This is a genomic window from Pseudoflavitalea sp. G-6-1-2 (assembly GCF_012927185.1).
GTDB lineage: Bacteria > Bacteroidota > Bacteroidia > Chitinophagales > Chitinophagaceae > Pseudobacter.
The window spans coordinates 921,592-940,185 of record NZ_JABBGB010000001.1 but is presented as its reverse complement, the minus strand read 5'-3'; the positions used below and the strand labels follow the sequence as shown (position 1 = coordinate 940,185).

Sequence of the window (18,594 nt, the reverse complement as noted above, 5' to 3'; positions counted from 1 at the left end):
TAAGTTGACTTTGAAATAATGGTGCGGTAGCTCAGTCGGTAGAGCAAAGGACTGAAAATCCTTGTGTCGGCGGTTCGATCCCGTCTCGCACCACAGAAAAATCAAGCGATTACGATAACAACGTAGTCGCTTTTTTTATGTGGGTACAACATAGGTACAACATATCTACGACGAGGGTATTGTAGTATATTTTCTAAAATGTTATATTTGGTAGTACAGCCCATTAAACCACCTATTGCTTCAGCCATGATTCAAAGAAAAACTGCACTTGCCAACATAATAAGCAAGTTAAGCTACCTGAAATCGGAAGTTGAAATATCTAATCCTCTTAATTTTACAGATATCAATATCATCTCCGAAAATTTCTTCAGAGATTTTTTAAATCTTTTGTTTGGATATAGCTTAGAAAACCTAAATATGAGCAAAGCCAATGCTGATGCTATAGACTTGGGTGATGAAACAAGTAAGATTTGCTTTCAGGTTACATCAACTTCTGCTCTCGCAAAAACTAAAAAGACTGTAACTGGCTTCATTAAAATGGAGCTTTACAAAAAGTATGACCGATTGGTTATTCTCAATATTGCTTCTAAAAGTAATCATCGAGACCCCAAAATTGGAGACCCACAAAAGTTTGAGTTATGCACTCAAAATGATATCTGGGATATCAGCACCCTTTTAAAAGAAATACAGGACATTCAGGACGTAGGAAAACTAGAGAAAATATCAAACTTTTTAGATGCTGAAATTAAGTTTGGAAATGGGCCCAGTGTTCCTAAAGAAATAACAACCTTCATGTCCCTCATATCTTTTTTGAGCGACGAAGCACAACCCGGAGCGGGACAAGGATTTATTGAAGAACCTGACCCAGATAAAAAAGTCTATAATAGATTTTCAGACCATGCGAGTTATTTAACATCCGAGTATCAAAATCTATACATTGAGTATGGTTTAGTTTTGACTGATGTATTGAAAATTTCTGATATTGGGCAGGTTAGAATTAGAAGACTTGGGCTTCATTTAAAAAATGAAAGCGACCGAGTTCTTACCGAACAAAAAAATGATCCCAAATTAGCGATTGATGCTCTTACAGATCGATACGAATCTGTTTTACGAGACAAGGGCCTGCTTTTTGATAGAAGTGCAATAAGGTTCTTCTTATTAGATCAGCTAATAAAATGTAACGTTTTCCCGAACAAGGCAATAATAGCGTAATGTCAAATATCATATTAAAAGACGAGAATTTGATGACTTCACCGCCTATAGTTGCATATCGCCTATTGCACTTTATGAAGGTGAAGAAAGTTGAGAAGATCAGCATCTTTGATGTTGCCGAACACTTCAAGAATGATTATTGGTTTAGCCCAAAGAATTTATACTTAGCAATGATTTTTCTCTTTACTCTTGAGATCATTGATTTTGACAACTCTTATATTTTGAAGAAATAGTATGCTTATTCTAACTAAATTATATACAGAACCCTCAATAATCGACCCGATTAATTTTACTTCTGGGTTCAATATAATTTTAGGAGAAAAAGACGAAACAAGTGACAAAAGAAACGGAGTAGGAAAATCCTTATGTGTTGAGTTCATAAATTTCGCCTTCTTTAAAAGGAAATCAAGTAGCAGGGTTGCTCAAATACCCAAAGAAACATTTCCGCATGATGTTCAAATTTGCCTAGACTTTCAGTTACATGGTAAAAACTATACTATTCAAAGGTCAATAGCTGAGGCAGAAACTCCAACAATAATAGAAAATAATACCAAGACAGTTTTCAGTAAAATCGAAGACGCAAATAATTTCCTGACGGAAAAGCTTTTTTTCAATTCCGAAGACCCTTATCCTTCCTTTAGAACGATGCTTGGCCCCTTAATAAGGGATGAACGTTCTGAATTTAAGTCTTTAATAGGCTGTTATGACACAAAACTAAGAATAGCTGACGACTACTCTCCACATTTATACCTTTTAGGCATTGATATTAGTTTATACGAACTAATAAAGCAGCATATAAATATTATTGACGAAATACAAAAAGACATTTCCAGAATAAAGGAAAACGTTTTGCTGATCCGACAAAAGGATATTGATGATGCAAGATCTGATTTAAATGAATTAGACAGCGAAGTAAAAGCAATTGAAGAAAGTATAGATAAATTGGAAAATATTTCAGGCTATGAAGTAATAAAGTCTGAATTAATCAAGCTTGAAGAAGAGATAGACTCAAGACGAACCCAAAAAGGTATTTTAAAACAACAACTATCTAAGCTTAAATACGTATCCCAGAGGGTGGACATAGATCCTGCCGAAATAGCAGAATTTTACGAACAATTAAAACAAGGGCTAGGTTCACTAGTTAAAAAAAGTCTTGATGAGGCCATAAGATTTAAAGACAAAATAGACGAGTTCCAAAACAAACTGATTACAGAAAGACGTACCATTCTGACTAAAGAGGTGAATAGGTTTGAAAAGGAGCTTTCGGCTCTTGACCAACAATACACAAAATCCCTAAAAGTCCTCAACCAACAGGGGGACTTAAAGAGTCTGAAACAGACATACGCAGCATTCAAGGAAAAATCCGACCAACTTGCACAACTCCGAAGTTTTGTTGATCGATATGATCAGCTGGAAATTGACAAGCAAAAAGCAAAAACTGAAAAAGAAAAGGAATTATTGAAGCTTCAGTCATTAATCCAAGAGCAAAAAAAGATAACTGACAATTTCGAGAGAACGATTTTAAGTATTCACGAATATATTCAAGGAAACAAGCAAGCATCATTTCAATTAAAGCACACGAACACAAAACAGGTCGTTGAAATCATAATGCGTATAGCAGACGATGGAAGTCATAGTGTTGAAAGAGAAAAGGTATTTATTTACGACATTGCTTTGCTCCTTAATGATTATACCCAGAAAAGGCATCCGGGGTTTTTAATACATGATAATATTTTTGACGTTGATCAGGACACCTTAAACCGAAGCATTAGTTTTCTGACCGACAAGGCTGCTTTTGAAGGCACACAATACATTTTGACAATAAACTCAGATCGCTTAACAAATGATTTGCCAGATCTAAATGAATATATTCGGGCACGTTTTACAAAACAAAACAGGTTTCTGAAACAGAAATATCAAGAAACAAAATCAAGCGCCTAGATTTAATTGGCCATCAATTTTTTTCTATCAACTGATTGGATTCTCCATCACTGCCTTTAGCTGTACCTTTTTCATCCACTCCATCTTTTTCTGAAGTGTAGGGCCTTTGCCGTACTTCTGACGATTGAATTTATGCCCAATCAATTCAGCCTGAACCCGGTCTGGTGCATCTACGTCTATAAGCCTGTCCTGAAAGCTGTGCCGAAGTGAATAGAGTACGTGCTCATCTGAAGGATACAAAGCTCTTTCGCGTAGATAAACCCCGATTTTTGTGCCTAAGGTGTCTGGCTGATCCAGATAATCAGTAAAGCCTTTCGGACAAGACCTAAAGGCGTCCAGCGCAAATCCAACTAACGGAATCTCACGAGGACGGAACATTGTTTTGGAACTTTTTCCGCGTCGCCGCTTGATAGAGATGTACGGAACTTCAGTATTCAGGTGAATATCTTCCGGCAACAAGCTCAACAATTCAGCCAGACCTGCACCAGTTTCCGAAAATGCAAAGACTGCCCACATTGCTTGACTATCAAGATCAATGAAGTTTTCGACTTTCAGCAGTTTGTTTACAAGCCATTCCATCTCAAAAGGTGGATAGGTACCAGCATCGTCTTCGCTCAAAAATAGTTTTACAAACAGATGGTCGATGTCTAAACCAAGCTTCAGGTTTGTGCTTACAGTCTCGATAACATCTTTTACATGCGTAAAATTCTTATTCGCACTGTTCTTCGCAAGATTTTCCTTTTCAATACGGCCAAGCCACCAATCTCGAAATTTCAAAATGTCATCGCGTGTGATTTTGGAAAGCTCTTTGTTTCCGATACAATTGATGAAGTTTTCAATTGCATTCTGGCGAGGATTGCGCCACTTCCGAAATTGATTAGGGGACTTGTTTATTACTCTGTCTTTGGCAAATCCCCAATATTTGACCAACGCCTCATCAACTTTGAGTGCTGGAGGTTCTTCTTTGCCCAGAACTGCCTCTACATGCCTTTCGTTAAACTGTTCCTTTTCTACATGCGTGTATCGCTCGATTACCTCGTTGATAGGCAATGAGGCAAACAAGGAATTATGTACGTATGAGAAACCAAACAGCTTTGCCCTTTTGACCAGATCTTGATAGACGCTGTGGCAATGCTTTTGTCCGGTTTGAACTAAATCATTCCAGTATGCTTCTATCTGGTCATTTCGGGCCAGTGCCAGCTTTTGGGCGACCTTTTGGCAATCCGTTTTCAGGGATATGCGGATGTACTTGCGGGGATCAAATTCCTGTATTTCTTCCGGGATACGACGGTAAAAATAATAGTGGTTATTTATCCTTGTCAGATACTGCATTACTTCTCATGGTCTGAGCTATGTAGCCGGATTTGTAGCCGGAAATGGGAAGGCAATTTGCAGCAGAAAAGGCAATGACAGGTGTGATTTGAATGAAATCAATCACCTGTTTAATGGAATTAAGACCGATTCAGATTGAAAATGGCTCCCTGGGCAGGCGGCATAGCTAAGAGTTCCACGCTCCTATGTTGTTGAAATGATTGTAGAATATATTTCATGAAATTCTAGTGTAGCCGCTTTTGTAGCCGACTATGTAGCCGGAATTTCAATATGCCATCATAGCAAACGAGGAAATAATAACAACCTTTTTAAGACTACGCTCCTGCAATTTCTCTGGCGAGAGCAATGGCAACGGATCTGGCTTCATGAGCTTCTTTGGCTACTTCTATTTCTTTTTGCAATCGAAGAAATCCCGTCAAATAAACTTCGCCATACATCGCAACAACTTTTGCTGCAATTTTCAATGTGTTTTCCAATTCTTGAATTGAAGGTTGATGAGAATCGGATGCCTGACAAATGGTTTTCATGTTTCCTCTCTGAAATCAGCGCAAGGCATAGCAGATGCAAAATTTTCATTTCAAAATCCCAATTGTGATTAAAACAAAATTCACTTCATAAAATTGCCCATGCATACATTGGTATCAATCAACTCGCATTGACCTTTAATCAGTTTAAACTTTCACGGCCTATTGTTGACCGTCATAAAATATTTCCGTATCTACACCCCTCCAAAACACGAGGTTAACATCCTCAATAAAATAACCCGGAGGGATAAATGACAGACAAAGTAGTTGGCGATTTTTTGCTAACACGAAAAGAAGCGGCAAAATATCTTGGTAAATCGCCCGGAACACTTGCCGTATGGCACAGCACTAATCGTTATAACTTAAAGCTCATCAAGAGGTTTGGAAGAACGTATTACCGACTTACTGAGCTTGATGCATTCTTAGAAAACCAAACCAAGTTTTTCTAAGGCTAATTCTTAAACAACTCAATAAAAAAACTAACCTCTATAAAAGGAGTTTGCTGTGAAAGTCACACAAACAAATAAGAACCCTATTGCCCAAATTTCAGAAAAGGAGCGACCACCAGCCCCCCAATCTCTTGAACTCAAAGAAGTAAAAAGACTGAAGAATGTTGCTTTAATAAGGTTTGCGGAATATCAAGGCATTCCCGAACTTCTTGCTAAATCTTATTTCAGAGAACTGCGGATCTACAACCATGAAAAAAACAAGAGCTTTCTGGCACTTGGTATGAAGAATGAATCCGGCGGCTACTATTTCTGCACTAAGTTTTTGGAAAGCTATGTAAGAAAAGAAGACATTTCTTTTATCCGGGGAACGAAAGAAATACAAGAAAAAGTCCATTTATTCCTGCACAGAAAGGATTTTCTTTCATGGCTTCGCATAAAAGGCAAGGTAAAACATGAGGATGACGCAATTGTTTTGCATTCCTTACGATTTTTAAAAGAAGCTCCGCCCCTGATTCAGAACTACACTTATAAAACGGTGTATACATGGTTTCCCAATCGGAAAGCAGGAGACAAAGCAACCAATTACTTGGCAAGTTTTTGCGGAACTCAAAATGAACTGCGCCATAGTTGTATGCGGCATCAATACAAAGAACATAAAGACCTCAATCATTTTCTTGTTTCAAAACTGGGTTTGAGAGGTAATGAATGATTGATACGTTACCTATTGAACAAGCATTCAACATTGCGCGAGTGGAGCTTATCTATCGCAATCAAATTAAGCCGTCAGAAAGACCTAAGATCAAGGAGGCAAAAGACGCTTATAAATTGTTTTTAGACAACTGGGACAAAGACAAAATCCAGCTTGTCGAGCAGTTCAAAATTATGCTGCTGGATAGGAGCAATCGCTGTATGGCAATTTCTGAGGTGGCAACAGGAGGCATAACGTGGACTTTTGGCGTAAAACGATTTTGAGAGAGGACATGCTGCTGTACCTTGTTTGAGTGGTACAGCAGAGGTACGGTTGAACAGCAGTTTATTGGGAATTTTCGTCGTGAACTATACACACATAATATTGACTAACACTCATTAAAAAGCAGATAGATTCTTATCGAACCAGCTTCAATGAAATCAGTACATTTGCATCCTAAATTTTGTAAGATGACTTACGAATTAAAGTTCTTTAAAACTGTGGTTAGTAACCGGAAGGCAGTTGTCAAGGTTGAAGAGGTATCAGATAAATGGATTGTCTACTTTCAAAATGACGATCACTCAGATTTTATCAACTCATTTAAAGCGTTCGGATTCTGGGTCAGCAAGACTGATACAATAAATCCCTACCACGTGTTAGGCACGTTTCCAGAAGATGAGGCAAGAAAGGTTTGGGAAAATATCTCGCCCAGACTGAAGACCCCGGATCATGTGATGAAAGGGACAATTCCTGATCTGGAAGACTAACCAGTACCATTAGTTGCTACCTAAGATTGGTACAACATAGGTACAACAATTTATGTATTTACGTGGTCTAGTATGAAATTACAATATATCTAAAAAGCTGCTCCTTAGATGATTAGCGTTTTTTAGACCCATGTAAAGTTGCTGTTTTCAACACTGAAAATCCTTGTGTCGGCGGTTCGATCCCGTCTCGCACCACAAAAAGAAGCGATTACAGCGAAAGTTGTAGTCGCTTTTTCTTTTCAGCCTCCTCCCTCTTGCAGCTTTCAATCAATGGCATCATCACCTCCTGCGAATAAAAGGAATTCTTTATATGTCTCCTGTTCAAAACCTGCACCACAGACAGCACCTGAAGCCCTGAAGTTTTCAGGCAATCGTTCCTCATAAAAAATGCATTGAACCCTTCGCGGTTTGTAGCCACCAGGGAATATCCTTTTTGATTTGCCAGTTTATTGAAGCTCACCAGAGAAGCTCCCCATTCCGATGACAGAAATGGTTCCGTTGCAGGCACAATTATATCATGTGTTCCATATTCAATTTTGTTCTCCACGAGAACGATTTTGGGCTGAATACAGTCGATTGCCTTCCAGATGGCATAATCATCCCCATCTATATCGATATTCAGAAAGTCGATTTCCTCTGTGCTGCTATTCTCCTTTATAATGCTATTGATATTCTCTGCAGTGAGAAAACTTTGTACAAACCGGTTACCTGTTTCTTTATTGAAAAACCTGTAGTTCCGTTTTCCGATCTTCAGGAGCTTTTCATCCGCATCCACAAACACGCCTTTCCATTCAAAGTTGAATGCCAGATTCGCACAGTTGCTGTTGATACAGTCGTTTGAGCCGATATCGATAAAATAGCCTTTTTCTATTCCTAAAGAAGCGATCAATCTCAAAATGATCCCATCTTCCTCCATATTACTGAACAGCTGAATTTGCAATTTGCTGCCCAAAGACAAATTATTCTCTGGCTTTCTGAAATGATCGAATAACCGGCGCAGTTCTTTTCTTTTCGCTGAGGTGATCCTTTGATAAATATATAATGGATAAATAAGCCTCTTGATATAAGTAGTGATTGGCATGGTTGGGTATTAGGGGGAAATGATAGTTCACAGATTGGGCATTCGTTAGTCTGCTATCAGGGATACAATAAATATTTTTTACGCATCACCTTATAATTACTCAAGCCCGGCTCCCAGCTCTTCCTGATCTCTTCTTCCGATTTTCCATCGATAATTTGCTGACGGAAAAGACCAGAGCCAATCTGTATTTCAATCGCATTCATCTCCTTGCTCAGCTTCGAATCGAAGAACTTTTCTTTATGCGGATGCGCTTTATACAGCTCCATTATCCATTGCAGATTGATCTTTTTGCTTTTGCGCAACTTGCTTACATCATAATTCCGCAGATCGATCCCATAACATACCTGATCCATGAACAACGGTGTTGCAGACATACCTTTTATGCTGGTAGGTGTGTATGAGAACTCATAAATCCCTTTTAATTCCGGACTTCCAAAAACAGTAAACGGGAAATAAGTGCCTCTGCCATGATTGAGGTAAGTGGCTTCAAACATGCACACAGAAGGATACAACATAATCGCCTGCTGCGTATTCAGATTCGGAGAGGGTTTTACAGGCAACACATATTCCATATCATGATTATAATTTGCTACCGGTATTACTTTGATCTTACATTTCGCTTTATTGGTGAGCCAGCCTTCACCGTTGGCCATTTGTGCAAACTCACCAACAGTTAATCCATGAGACATAGGAATAGGAAACATGCCGATTCCTGATTTGTACTTCATATCCAGGATGGGACCGTCTATCAGATATGCGTTTGGATTGGGCCTGTCGAGTATCAGCATTTCTTTTCCGCTTTCATAACAGGCATCCATTAACCGAACGAGTGCATTGATATTGGTGTAATACCGAACACCAACATCCTGCAGGTCGTAGATGAGAATATCCACATCCACCAGATCCTGCTTGCTGGGTTTATTTTTGGGTCCGTATAAAGAAATAATGGGGATGCCTGTAGCAGCGTCTACTTCATCTTTTACATCTACTCCCGCACCTGCATTGCCTCTGAAACCATGCTCAGGACCGAACACCTTTACAATCTTTACGCCAAGCGACTGAAGACTATCAACCAGGTGCTTCTTGCCAATGATTGTAGTTAGGTTGGCCATGATCGCCACTCTTTTTCCTTTCAGGTATGGCAGGTATTTATTCACCTGCTCTGCTCCGGTTAGAATGGGTTTCTTGTTGGTTGGCTGACTTTGTACGGATGAAACTGAAAGAGAAATAAAACAAATGAAGAATAATAATCGCATAGGGCAGAGCTTTTTTGAGATAGATTTCCGCTTAATGGTAATTAATCAGAAAGGTAGGTATTATGCCCGGCTTTAATACCAGCAGAAAAACGCATAGCATTTAATAACTATGGATTCGTTCGCATTGCATCAGCTTTTGATCACCAGCCTTCCCGTATCATCAATTCTGTGTATGAAAGGTTTTTGACCGGTCTTCTCAAAATATTCCATTACTGCTTTTCGGGCGCCTTCCCAAAAGCCAAAATCATCGATAATAAGAATGCCTTCGCGTTGCAGCAGTGGGTAGAGTATTTCCATTTCAACTTTTGTTGACTCATACCAATCTGTATCCAGCCTAAGCAGTGCAATATTCGATGGAGAAGTGTGTGGCAATGTATCCTCAACTTTGCCTTTTACGAAGTGGAGCTGGTTTTCTGGATAGCCTGTTGAGATCAGGTTGGCCTTCACTGCATCGATTGGCGAATAACACCAAACGGAATCATCTTTGGCTTTATCCTGCTCGCTCAATAGTTTGCTGGCGCTATCGCCCGAATGAGCGATGTCTGCTTCGGTAGGCGCACTCATTCCCTCGAAAGTATCGTACAGATAAATATTTCTGTTGCTTATGCCTTTCTGGAGAAGGGTCAAGGCTATCAGCATGGAGCTTCCTCCTCTCCAAACACCGCATTCCACAAAGTCTCCCTGAATGTTTTTTGCGAGCGTGTACTCGATGGCCTTGTATAAGCTGTACATCCGTTCTGCACTGGTCATGGTGAAGGGTTGGCATTTATTGTAAATGTCCATGAAAGCCTTATCCTGCTTGATGTCGAAGCTAAGCGAAGGTTCTTTTTTTGTCAGCTCAAATCCAAACTTGCCGGCAGCCTTATTAATGAGTCTTACTAACATTAGATACGTTTGTTATCGAAAATAAATGCCCTCTGTTCCAAAATTAGTTTGCATTGATCGATTTCCAAAAAAATGTATAAGGCATGATTTCGCCCATACATTTTGCTGTTTATGCGGAATTGTACAATTTCCAGCCGACCCCGTGCCGTTGCTTTGCCTAAAAATAGCACATGAAAAAAATCATTTTCCTCTTTCCATTGCTGGCCATTGCCGGCATCAGTGAAGCCCAGTCTAAGAACAATCAGCAACTCGAAGAAGCCAGAAAAGCCATCACCGCCAGTAATGCCGTTTTTTCCGACCTCGCCATGAAAGGCGATGGATCCATTCTCAGCAGATACACCGAGGACGCCTGTCTGCTTCCTCCCAATGCAGCGCCGCTTTGTGGCAAGGAAAACATTCTGAAGTTTTTCAATGGCGGCCCTAAAGTGCACTGCAAATTCATCATTCAGAATATCTATGGCTCAGGCAATGATTTCGTTACAGAAGAAAGCAACTATGAGCTCTATGACCTTAACCACAAGTTAATCGATGAAGGAAAAATAATAGTGATCTGGAAGAAAACAAAAGATGGCTGGAAGATGCACCGCGATATGTTCAGCAGCAATCGGGCAGTACAGCAATAACAACTGCAGTTAGCTCAGAAACCAATATTCACTGTTTGCTGAAACTCTTCTCCGTTTTTCAGCAACGAAGCCCTGGCCTCAAAAGGAGTTATGCCTGTGAATTTTCTGAATTCGCGTATGAAATGAGATTGATCGAAGTAGCCGCTTTCATATGCAATCGATGTAAGGCTTCGGTCGGATGTTAAGATCTGGCCGAGGCTTTTATTGAATCTGTGCACGGAGAAAAATGCACTGGGCGTTATGCCTACATGATCTGTAAACAGTTTTTCGAGGTACCTCTCAGAAAGTCCATATGCCGCTGATATCGCTTTGCTGCTGTATGCTTCGCCCATCGAAAAGATGTCTCCGCATACCTGTGCAATCAGTGTAGTTTTCTTATGCAGCTTTTCATTTCTGATTAGTTTACTGATCAGAAACTCTTCCAGTACAGCAATTTTCTTTTCTATGGTAGATTGATCCTGCAGTCTGCCGTAAAACTCATTGATCTCTTTGGAAAATATTCCATGCGCATCTGTTGCATAGTTGGTAAGCTCCGACATGGAGCTGATGAAGAACAATGAGCTGGCGTGAGGATAGATGCGGGCGATCAGCACCGAAGTTCCTTTTGAGACACTCAGGCGGGACCAGGTGGTCAAATGCCCAAGCACTTCTACACCGGGCAATTTTCTTTTGCGGCCATCGATCAGTGTAGTTGCATTGCCGTCTGAAACATTCATTACAAAATCAACATATCCGCTGGGATAGAAAACTTCGTCTTCCAGATCAACGTCGATAGTGATCAGCGTATAATTCTTCACATAAGGCCTTAATATTTCAGAAGGAAGCCATTGCATTCCGGCAGGGTTTATCCCCCTAATTTACAACATCTCTCCCTGTAAAAGAAAGCCCCGGAAAGAGTGAGCTCTACCGGGGCGAACCAAAACAGCGATCATCTTTCGAGACTCTCTCTCATGTGAAAAAAAGGATCTGCATTATGCGCTGAAACCGAGCTTCACTTTATACCTGAATCTTCCTCCAAATCCCTGCTCGAGCTTCAAAACTTCTTTTGTTTTTTTACTGATCCAGAACTTTTCTGTTCCCCAGTTGCTGTTATGTTCCATTATCCAGCAATCGATGGCCTGTTTATCGTAGCCTTCGAGTTTTGCAGATCCGGTTACGGTATATGGCACCCATTGCGGAGCAGAAAAGCCGGGTTCGAAATAGTTTATCAGAAATGTTCTGTTTTCTTTGAAAGGCAGCAGGGGAAAGGTTTCCAGATCGAGATGCCAGTTGAGGGCTGTTGTGGGTTCAAGTACCGCAGAGTCCAGCGAATTCCAGGCAGTACGGATGGCTTTTGTGGTATCGGCATTGCTTTTGGCTACGCCGTCTATGGTAAATTCTTTTTTCTCAAAATTCATGGCCCATTTCTGGCCGGGTTTCAGCCACCAGAAATTATGCACCAGTGGCGCAAAGGTTTTGCGGTCGCAAACGGAGTAGGCTGTATGCATGATCTCTTTATCGCTTTCCCATTCCTGTGTGATGCTGATAGCGTCGCGACCCTGATAATTGATGAGATCTATTTTGCGTGTCCAGATATGAAGCCAGGTACGGCTGCTGTCTTTTCCCATTTTGTAATAGACCAGCCAGCGATGAGTGCCTGGTATCAGTACCTTGGTATCGAGTTGTTTGGAATCGATCCGAACGGTATCGGTTTTTTGTGCGTTAACTGACAGCTGAGCAATCAGCAGCAGTACTAATAGCCATTCTTTTTTCATAATTTAAGTGATTGTGAGATAAAGGTGCAGCACTGCGGTTTGCGGTTGCTGCTGAATTCAACAATACAGCACAAGGTTTTAACGGATCTGCGTTTATGATCAATCAGATGATCCGTTGAAAAACCGCTTCAATGCGTTGAAAAAATCAGGGCATAGATGGGCGAATAAATAGTTTTGTACATATGAATAAAGCAAGGCAGTTATCAGTGGTGCAGGCGCAGTGGATTATCTGGATAATTCTACTTGGGTTGAATATCGTTTCACTGCTTCCCTATGATCCTATTATCCAAGCCGGCAGCTATTCATTGCTCTTCATTGTTTCTTATGTGATCACTTTTTATGGCAATGCTTTTTTTCTGCTGCCCAGATTATATGAACGTGGACATAAGCTGCTCTACATTCTCTGTTCGCTGGTTTTTGTTATAGCCATTACATTAGGGCGCTTTTTTGCCAGCTACTTTATTTATTCGAGATTCTTTGCAAAAGAGCCGTCGTTCTTCCAATGGGCGGCCGTTATTAATTCTGCTTTGTCTATTACACTTGTTTTCATCTCCGGCATTCTTTTCCGGATTGCCATGAATTATTTCCGGCTTCGCAGAAAACAGGAAGAGCTGCAGAAGAAAAATGCAGAAACCGAACTGAACCTGCTGAAAGCACAGGTGCAGCCTCATTTTCTGTTCAACACGCTCAACAACATCTACGCTACTGCACACCGGGAATCTCCTGCTACAGCGGCTTTGCTGGAACAGCTTTCTGCCATCATGCGGTACTTTGTGGATGAAGCCCCAAAAAACAAAGTCCATTTGTCAGAAGAACTGAAATTTGTAAAAGGATATATCGAACTCGAAAAGCTGCGCATGCGCTTTCCGCTTGAAGTAACCATTGCCGATCAGCACATCGATCAGAGCATCGAACTGCCGCCCATGATGCTGATACCACTTGTTGAAAATGTATTCAAACATGGAATCGATAAAAGAAGAAACGATAATTTTATCGAGTTGAAGCTGACTATGCAATCCGGGTTTTTATTCGTGCAGGTTCGCAATCGCATTGCACATCGCGACGAAAGCAGCAAAAGCGGAAAAGGATTAACCAACCTCCAATCCCGCCTCGATCTGATCTATGGCGCGGATTACAGTCTGGTTTCAGCAGAAGAGCAAGGAATCTATCGTACACAACTAAATATTCCCATTTGAGAAAGATCACCTGCATGATAGTTGAAGATGAGCCGCCTGCCATGCAGTTGCTCGAAGATCATATTGCCAAGGTTCCTTACCTGCAACCGATCCGCAAGTGTTACGATGGGGCCGAAGCAGCGCAGTTTCTTTCAGCCCATCAGTGCGATTTGATTTTTCTCGATATCAATATGCCGCAACTGAATGGCATAGAACTGGCGGCAATGCTTCCTCCTTATCAGAAAATTATTTTCACCACAGCTTATTCGGAGCATGCGCTCAGCAGTTTTGAATTTCATGTGATCGACTACCTGCTGAAACCGATTTCTTTCAAACGGTTCATGCAGGCCATCAATAAACTGCAATACCTCACAGCACCCGTCTCCGTTGCAGAAAAACAGACTACAGAAGAGTCGCACGATTTTCTATTCGTAAAAAGCGGAAAGCAGATCCACAGAATCAATTATGCCGGCATTTACTTTATAGAAGCATTGAAAGAATACATCGCTATTCACACCAATACGGGTACGGTACTCGTATACAAGCGCATGAAGGAAATGGCGGAGCAGTTGCCTGCGGAGTTTGTACGCATTCACAACTCCTATATCATCAATTTGCAATACATAAAAAGTATCGAGCCGGGCCTCGTGGAGATCCATAACGCAAAACTGCCTATTAGCAACAGTTACAGGGATTTATTCAATCAACGGATCAGCAACAGACTCATTTGATATCCCCCGGGAATTGCATTCTTTCAATATCAGATTATTCTTTGTTATTTTGTATCAGCTTTTTACAAGATACAGCCAGCCCATATTACCCGTGCTTTTTAGTACCGGTCTCTAACAATTAATTTATAAACTTCACGCTGCTATGAAAATCAAATTCTACCTGATTTTTCTGATGGTGCATTTGGGTACGTTTGCTATGGCCCAGCTACCTTATTCTATTAAATGGCAAAAGAACTTCGGCGGAAGCCAGAAAGACCGGGCCAACGACATTCTTCCCCTGAGCGATTCCGGCTACCTTGTAGTTGGTTATTCTTTTTCAAATGATGGTGATGTAACAGGGCATCATGGAAGCACTTCTACTTCCGATGGATGGATCGTAAGATTAAATGCAAAGAAGGAGATCGTATGGCAGAAAAGTGCAGGAGGAACAGGGGATGATCACCTGAGATCTGTACTCAAAACAAGTGATGGAAACTTCATCGCACTCGGCACTTCCTCAACAGCTGATTACGATATCACCAACAACTTCGGCGGACAGGATATCTGGGTAATCAAATTCTCCGGAGACGGCAATATCATCTGGAGTAAAAGTTACGGCGGAAGCGCAAAAGATACTGCCGGCAATATGGTTGCCATTCCGGGCGGTGGATATATGATCACCGGAAACTCTTCTTCATCAGATGGTCAGGTCAACGCGGTGATATCGGGCCTGAATCATACGATCTGGTATTTCAGGATTAATGAATCAGGAAATTTCCTGGGCGGTCATACCTTTCCAAACGCTTCAGGCAGTTCCGGACAGGATCTCCGTTTACTGCCGGATGGAAATTTGCTGATGTCTGTTCAACCGGTATTGGGTAATGAAGGTTTCACTTTCCCTCAAAACCCCTTTCAGAGCCAAGCCTGGCTGATAAAACTGAAACCGGATGGTGAAAAAATATGGCAAAAACCGATCGTTGGTCCTACACCTCCTCCTTTTTTCAATCCTCGAGCCGACCGCTCTGAGGGCGCACTTCAGCTTACCCCTTATGGCATTGTGCTGGTAGAAAACGGAATTATCGGCTCAGGTCAGGCTTACCCCAATCAAACCGTGTTTGCCATGTATCTTAACCGGTATGATGGAACTACCACCAACCTTTACAAACAACATCCTATTGATCAATTTGAAGGTTTTATTACCAGTCATGCCAATATCCTTACTCCTAATAGTATCCTTGCTCTTACAGACAGCAATCTGCTGATCACAGGCCAGCGCATTACCTTTCCTAATGGGGAGGAGGATCCTTCAAATGGTAAAGCGTTCCTCTTCAGGTACAGTTTCAACGGACCAGACAAGCCAGCTCCACTCTATTTCGGTGGCAGCAATGAAGATGGATTTTCTGCCATCAAAAGAGAATTGGGGTCAGGCTTTGTTGTAGCCGGTTTTTCTTCTTCTTCAGATGGCGACCTCACCGGAAATAAAGGGATGAACGACTTCTGGATCGTAGGCCTCAACGATTCAGCAGATATCAAAAAGAATCTGGTAAGCGGACTGGTTTATATCGACCACAACAACAACCAGCAATTCGATGCAGGCGATAAACTGTTCGATCAGTTCAAAGTACGCACAACCAAAGGCACTGAAACAATCGAAGCAATTCCTTACGGCGGTATCTATAACAATCAGACTGATACCGGCAACTATGTTACTACGGTGCTCACCAATCCTTTCTACAGTGTTCAGCCAGTATCTCACAACTCATCGTTCTCCAATTATGGCAATGAAGACAAAGTAGATTTCGCACTTACGATGCTGCCGGGAAAACGCAACTACTCTGCAGCCATCATTCCTCTCACGCCTGCAAGGCCCGGGGAAGAAATACTATACGAAGTGGTTGTCCAGAACAAAGGCACCGATACTTTAAAGAACAGAACAGTAGAAATGATAAAAGACAGCAGACTGTTTTTTGTTGACGCTGTACCCACTCAATCCTATAACTCTGGCGATACTCTGAAGTGGGTGCTGAATAATGTATACCCGGACTCCACTGTTAAGATCCAGCTTCGCTTCAATGCCGCCATCCCTCCCGATCTCAACCTTAACGATACATTGATTAGCACCGTAAATGTAGATTCCGTGGGCGATCTGGCCAGAGATGATAACTTCTTTACACTTAATCAGATTGTAACAGGTTCGTATGATCCTAACGACAAGATCACCAGCACAGGAAACAGCTGGTCGAAATCAGCCTACGATAAAGGAAATTATCTGTACTATACCATCCGCTTCCAGAATACTGGAACGGATACTGCATTCAACATTACCATCACCGATACCCTAAGCAACCGGTTCGACAGAAGCAGTCTTGAAATGATTGCTGCAAGCCATCCATATCAACTCAACAGAGTAAAGGATAATATCTATATCTGGAAATTCAAGCGCATCCTGCTTCCGGACAGCAATCGCAATGAACCCCGGAGTCACGGTTTTGTATCATTCCGGGTAAAACCGGTACCCGGCCTTTCTGTGGGATCGGTACTGGAAAATTCTGCTGCTATATTCTTCGATTACAACCTGCCGGTGATCACCAATTTGCATCAGACAACACTGGTGATTGTAAAACCAGATCAGCCTTCTATCAGTGGCATCCAAAGTACCAATTGCAGAAATGCAGGGTCACTCACAGCTGCGCTCGATAATTTACCTACGGCAACAAGCGGAACAACTGTTACTGCATCGATAAACGGTACTCCGGTGACAGTAAATAATGGCAGTATCACCATTAATACAACTGCATTGAATGCCGGAGAAAACAAACTCGAAGTAGTATACACCAATACTTCGGGTACAAGCACCGCCTCCGTGAAATTCACTATTGTTGAGCCGGTAACACCCGATCTGACGCTTTCTGCCACTGCAGTAAATATCACGGATCAATCTTCACCCGTTACCATTACAGTATCAGCACAAACAGGTGGAGGTTCTCAACCTCTGTTCACTTTTGCTAAAGACAAAAGCTTTGCAAGTATTATTCAGGGTGAATCAACCACCAACAGCATTACGTTGCAGCCATCCGTTTTTGCAACAGGAGATAACAAGATCTATGTTCGGATGAAAACCAGTGCAACCTGCTATTCTGATCAATATGGGCTTGATAGTATACTGATTGTGAAAAGCACTCCAACCGGTATTATCGATCCTGAATTTCCGAATAGCAAAATATCAATCGGCCCCAATCCTTTTAAAGGCAGTATCCATATCAAAGGGCTTCAAACCTCCAAAACTTACCTGTTGAAACTGGTAAACACTTCTGGGCAGGTAGTTTGGCAAGGCCGTGTGAAAAACGCATCTGGTTTTGTGATTGAAGGCGCCCTTTTTCCCGCCGGTATGTACTGGCTTCATTTAACAGATGAAAAAAAACAAAAACAGTTAGGCAGCTTCGCTCTCTTCCGTTAAAATAATTTTTCATAAACAAAAAGGGTGTCTCAATTATTTTTGAGACACCCTTTTTCTGTTTTCAGTATTTCCAGTGCAAACTTTTCGTTTTACCTGATGGCTGTTTTTGTAAGTGTTCCAATCTTCTCCCAGCTGGGATCGGGGTGCATGGTTACTGCGATGTACACACTTCCATTATCCGCCTTGTAAGTAGTAAGGTTTTTGGTAGGCTGCGCTGCTATTTGCTTAGGTGTAAGCGAATACATCGATCCGGTGGCTACATCGATAACAACGCCGATAATGCCACCGATAAGAATGTTGCCGAACACCCATCCATTCACCTTTCTGGTGATGTTGATTTCATAAGGCTGATAACCATCCAATTCAAGTTTTACTGCGTAGGATTTTTTGGATGCGCTATCGCCTTTGTTTTTTCCTTTGCGGTGAAACTCAATCAGCTGTGGCGTTTTTCCAAAGTCCTTTCCGTCGATGGTAATTTTTGCGCCTGTAGGTTCGCTCGAAATATCGATAGCTTGTTTTGAGCCACTAATAATGGTGGCGCAGCTATTGAGAATGAACACAGATAAAAAAAGCAGCAGGGAGTAGGTAATGTTTTTTGTCATTTTTGGGCTAATGGGGGTTATTAGAATAATTGTTCGTTTAAAATACTCATCTGTTTGAATATGTCAATATGCAATTGCGTTCACTTGTCTATTAAAACAATTTTTTAACAGGCGGAGCACAATATCGCCCGTTTGTTG

General features: G+C 41.4%; 18 protein-coding genes and 1 tRNA gene. 11 read left to right on the top strand and 8 right to left on the bottom strand.

Annotated elements, in window-relative coordinates; genetic code table 11:
* Positions 1-20: 20 nt before the first annotated feature.
* The 3 genes from HHL16_RS03990 (at position 21) to HHL16_RS03980 (ending at position 3,153) form a co-directional block, all read left to right on the top strand.
* Positions 21-93: transfer RNA gene (locus tag HHL16_RS03990), tRNA-Phe, on the top strand.
* Between the two features lie 114 nt (positions 94-207).
* Positions 208-1,212: an SMEK domain-containing protein gene (locus HHL16_RS03985; protein ID WP_169423843.1), complete on the top strand. Its 1,005-nt coding sequence runs from the start codon at positions 208-210 to the stop codon at positions 1,210-1,212.
* Positions 1,213-1,446: 234 nt separating this feature from the next.
* Positions 1,447-3,153: a DUF2326 domain-containing protein gene (locus HHL16_RS03980; RefSeq protein ID WP_169423842.1), complete on the top strand. Its 1,707-nt coding sequence runs from the start codon at positions 1,447-1,449 to the stop codon at positions 3,151-3,153.
* Between the two features lie 27 nt (positions 3,154-3,180).
* Here HHL16_RS03980 and HHL16_RS03975 read toward each other — a convergent pair whose 3' ends face one another.
* Together HHL16_RS03975 and HHL16_RS03970 are read right to left on the bottom strand one after the other, a co-directional pair.
* On the bottom strand, positions 3,181-4,485 hold the full coding sequence (locus HHL16_RS03975; RefSeq protein ID WP_169423841.1) for a DUF6538 domain-containing protein: 1,305 nt from the start codon (positions 4,483-4,485) through the stop codon (positions 3,181-3,183).
* 314 nt (positions 4,486-4,799) lie between these two features.
* The gene (locus tag HHL16_RS03970; protein WP_169423840.1) at positions 4,800-5,012 is read right to left on the bottom strand and encodes a hypothetical protein; all 213 of its coding nucleotides are present in this window, start codon (positions 5,010-5,012) and stop codon (positions 4,800-4,802) included.
* A gap of 248 nt (positions 5,013-5,260) precedes the next feature.
* Between HHL16_RS03970 and HHL16_RS03965 the strand changes: the two genes are divergently transcribed.
* The 4 genes from HHL16_RS03965 to HHL16_RS03950 all read left to right on the top strand — a co-directional run bounded on the left by HHL16_RS03965 (position 5,261) and on the right by HHL16_RS03950 (position 6,913).
* Positions 5,261-5,458, top strand: a complete 198-nt coding sequence (locus HHL16_RS03965; RefSeq protein ID WP_169423839.1) for a helix-turn-helix domain-containing protein — start codon at positions 5,261-5,263, stop codon at positions 5,456-5,458.
* A gap of 55 nt (positions 5,459-5,513) precedes the next feature.
* Positions 5,514-6,167, top strand: a complete 654-nt coding sequence (locus HHL16_RS03960) for a hypothetical protein (RefSeq protein ID WP_169423838.1) — start codon at positions 5,514-5,516, stop codon at positions 6,165-6,167.
* Positions 6,164-6,430 carry a hypothetical protein gene (locus HHL16_RS03955; protein ID WP_169423837.1) on the top strand — a complete coding sequence of 89 codons (267 nt, stop codon included), beginning with the start codon at positions 6,164-6,166 and terminating at the stop codon, positions 6,428-6,430. Before HHL16_RS03960 ends, HHL16_RS03955 begins: the two co-directional genes overlap by 4 nt.
* Positions 6,431-6,616: 186 nt before the next feature.
* On the top strand, positions 6,617-6,913 hold the full coding sequence (locus tag HHL16_RS03950; protein WP_169423836.1) for a hypothetical protein: 297 nt from the start codon (positions 6,617-6,619) through the stop codon (positions 6,911-6,913).
* A gap of 208 nt (positions 6,914-7,121) precedes the next feature.
* Here the strand turns inward: HHL16_RS03950 and HHL16_RS03945 are convergent, their stop codons facing one another.
* From HHL16_RS03945 to HHL16_RS03935, 3 genes are all read right to left on the bottom strand, one after another.
* The gene (locus tag HHL16_RS03945) at positions 7,122-7,994 is read right to left on the bottom strand and encodes a hypothetical protein (protein ID WP_169423835.1); all 873 of its coding nucleotides are present in this window, start codon (positions 7,992-7,994) and stop codon (positions 7,122-7,124) included.
* A 56-nt stretch (positions 7,995-8,050) separates the two neighbouring features.
* Positions 8,051-9,250, bottom strand: coding sequence for a DUF1343 domain-containing protein (locus HHL16_RS03940; RefSeq protein ID WP_169423834.1), 1,200 nt, complete (start codon positions 9,248-9,250; stop codon positions 8,051-8,053).
* Positions 9,251-9,379: 129 nt separating this feature from the next.
* Positions 9,380-10,135 carry a TylF/MycF/NovP-related O-methyltransferase gene (locus tag HHL16_RS03935; protein ID WP_169423833.1) on the bottom strand — a complete coding sequence of 252 codons (756 nt, stop codon included), beginning with the start codon at positions 10,133-10,135 and terminating at the stop codon, positions 9,380-9,382.
* A gap of 170 nt (positions 10,136-10,305) precedes the next feature.
* On the opposite strand from HHL16_RS03935, the gene HHL16_RS03930 reads away from it, so the two are divergent.
* A complete protein-coding gene (locus HHL16_RS03930) occupies positions 10,306-10,758 on the top strand; it encodes a hypothetical protein (protein ID WP_169423832.1) in 453 nt (150 codons plus the stop codon).
* A gap of 14 nt (positions 10,759-10,772) precedes the next feature.
* On the opposite strand, the gene HHL16_RS03925 is transcribed toward HHL16_RS03930, so the two are convergent.
* Positions 10,773-11,591 carry a helix-turn-helix transcriptional regulator gene (locus tag HHL16_RS03925; protein WP_169423831.1) on the bottom strand — a complete coding sequence of 273 codons (819 nt, stop codon included), beginning with the start codon at positions 11,589-11,591 and terminating at the stop codon, positions 10,773-10,775.
* Positions 11,592-11,729: 138 nt separating this feature from the next.
* Complete coding sequence (locus tag HHL16_RS03920; RefSeq protein ID WP_169423830.1) at positions 11,730-12,512, bottom strand: hypothetical protein; 783 nt, start codon at positions 12,510-12,512, stop codon at positions 11,730-11,732.
* 182 nt (positions 12,513-12,694) lie between these two features.
* Here HHL16_RS03920 and HHL16_RS03915 point away from each other — a divergent pair, with 182 nt between their 5' ends.
* From HHL16_RS03915 to HHL16_RS03905, 3 genes are all read left to right on the top strand, one after another.
* Positions 12,695-13,708, top strand: a complete 1,014-nt coding sequence (locus tag HHL16_RS03915) for a histidine kinase (RefSeq protein ID WP_169423829.1) — start codon at positions 12,695-12,697, stop codon at positions 13,706-13,708.
* Positions 13,705-14,418, top strand: coding sequence for a LytTR family DNA-binding domain-containing protein (locus tag HHL16_RS03910; protein WP_169423828.1), 714 nt, complete (start codon positions 13,705-13,707; stop codon positions 14,416-14,418). The genes HHL16_RS03915 and HHL16_RS03910 overlap by 4 nt, the downstream gene beginning before the upstream one ends.
* Before the next feature lie 142 nt (positions 14,419-14,560).
* A complete protein-coding gene (locus HHL16_RS03905; protein ID WP_169423827.1) occupies positions 14,561-17,854 on the top strand; it encodes a T9SS type A sorting domain-containing protein in 3,294 nt (1,097 codons plus the stop codon).
* 89 nt (positions 17,855-17,943) lie between these two features.
* On the opposite strand, the gene HHL16_RS03900 is transcribed toward HHL16_RS03905, so the two are convergent.
* Entirely contained in the window at positions 17,944-18,456 is a 513-nt protein-coding gene (locus HHL16_RS03900) for a PEGA domain-containing protein (protein ID WP_169423826.1), read from the bottom strand.
* Between the last annotated feature and the right edge of the window lie 138 nt (positions 18,457-18,594).

Coding starts and splice junctions, on each gene's coding strand:
- HHL16_RS03970 (WP_169423840.1), bottom strand. CDS start 5,012: ATGAAAACCATTTGTCAGGCATCCGATTCTCATCAACCTTCAATTCAA.
- HHL16_RS03975 (WP_169423841.1), bottom strand. CDS start 4,485: ATGCAGTATCTGACAAGGATAAATAACCACTATTATTTTTACCGTCGT.
- HHL16_RS03915 (WP_169423829.1), top strand. CDS start 12,695: ATGAATAAAGCAAGGCAGTTATCAGTGGTGCAGGCGCAGTGGATTATC.
- HHL16_RS03930 (WP_169423832.1), top strand. CDS start 10,306: ATGAAAAAAATCATTTTCCTCTTTCCATTGCTGGCCATTGCCGGCATC.
- HHL16_RS03980 (WP_169423842.1), top strand. CDS start 1,447: ATGCTTATTCTAACTAAATTATATACAGAACCCTCAATAATCGACCCG.
- HHL16_RS03965 (WP_169423839.1), top strand. CDS start 5,261: ATGACAGACAAAGTAGTTGGCGATTTTTTGCTAACACGAAAAGAAGCG.
- HHL16_RS03920 (WP_169423830.1), bottom strand. CDS start 12,512: ATGAAAAAAGAATGGCTATTAGTACTGCTGCTGATTGCTCAGCTGTCA.
- HHL16_RS03950 (WP_169423836.1), top strand. CDS start 6,617: ATGACTTACGAATTAAAGTTCTTTAAAACTGTGGTTAGTAACCGGAAG.
- HHL16_RS03935 (WP_169423833.1), bottom strand. CDS start 10,135: ATGTTAGTAAGACTCATTAATAAGGCTGCCGGCAAGTTTGGATTTGAG.
- HHL16_RS03945 (WP_169423835.1), bottom strand. CDS start 7,994: ATGCCAATCACTACTTATATCAAGAGGCTTATTTATCCATTATATATT.
- HHL16_RS03905 (WP_169423827.1), top strand. CDS start 14,561: ATGAAAATCAAATTCTACCTGATTTTTCTGATGGTGCATTTGGGTACG.
- HHL16_RS03955 (WP_169423837.1), top strand. CDS start 6,164: ATGATTGATACGTTACCTATTGAACAAGCATTCAACATTGCGCGAGTG.
- HHL16_RS03900 (WP_169423826.1), bottom strand. CDS start 18,456: ATGACAAAAAACATTACCTACTCCCTGCTGCTTTTTTTATCTGTGTTC.
- HHL16_RS03925 (WP_169423831.1), bottom strand. CDS start 11,591: ATGCAATGGCTTCCTTCTGAAATATTAAGGCCTTATGTGAAGAATTAT.
- HHL16_RS03940 (WP_169423834.1), bottom strand. CDS start 9,250: ATGCGATTATTATTCTTCATTTGTTTTATTTCTCTTTCAGTTTCATCC.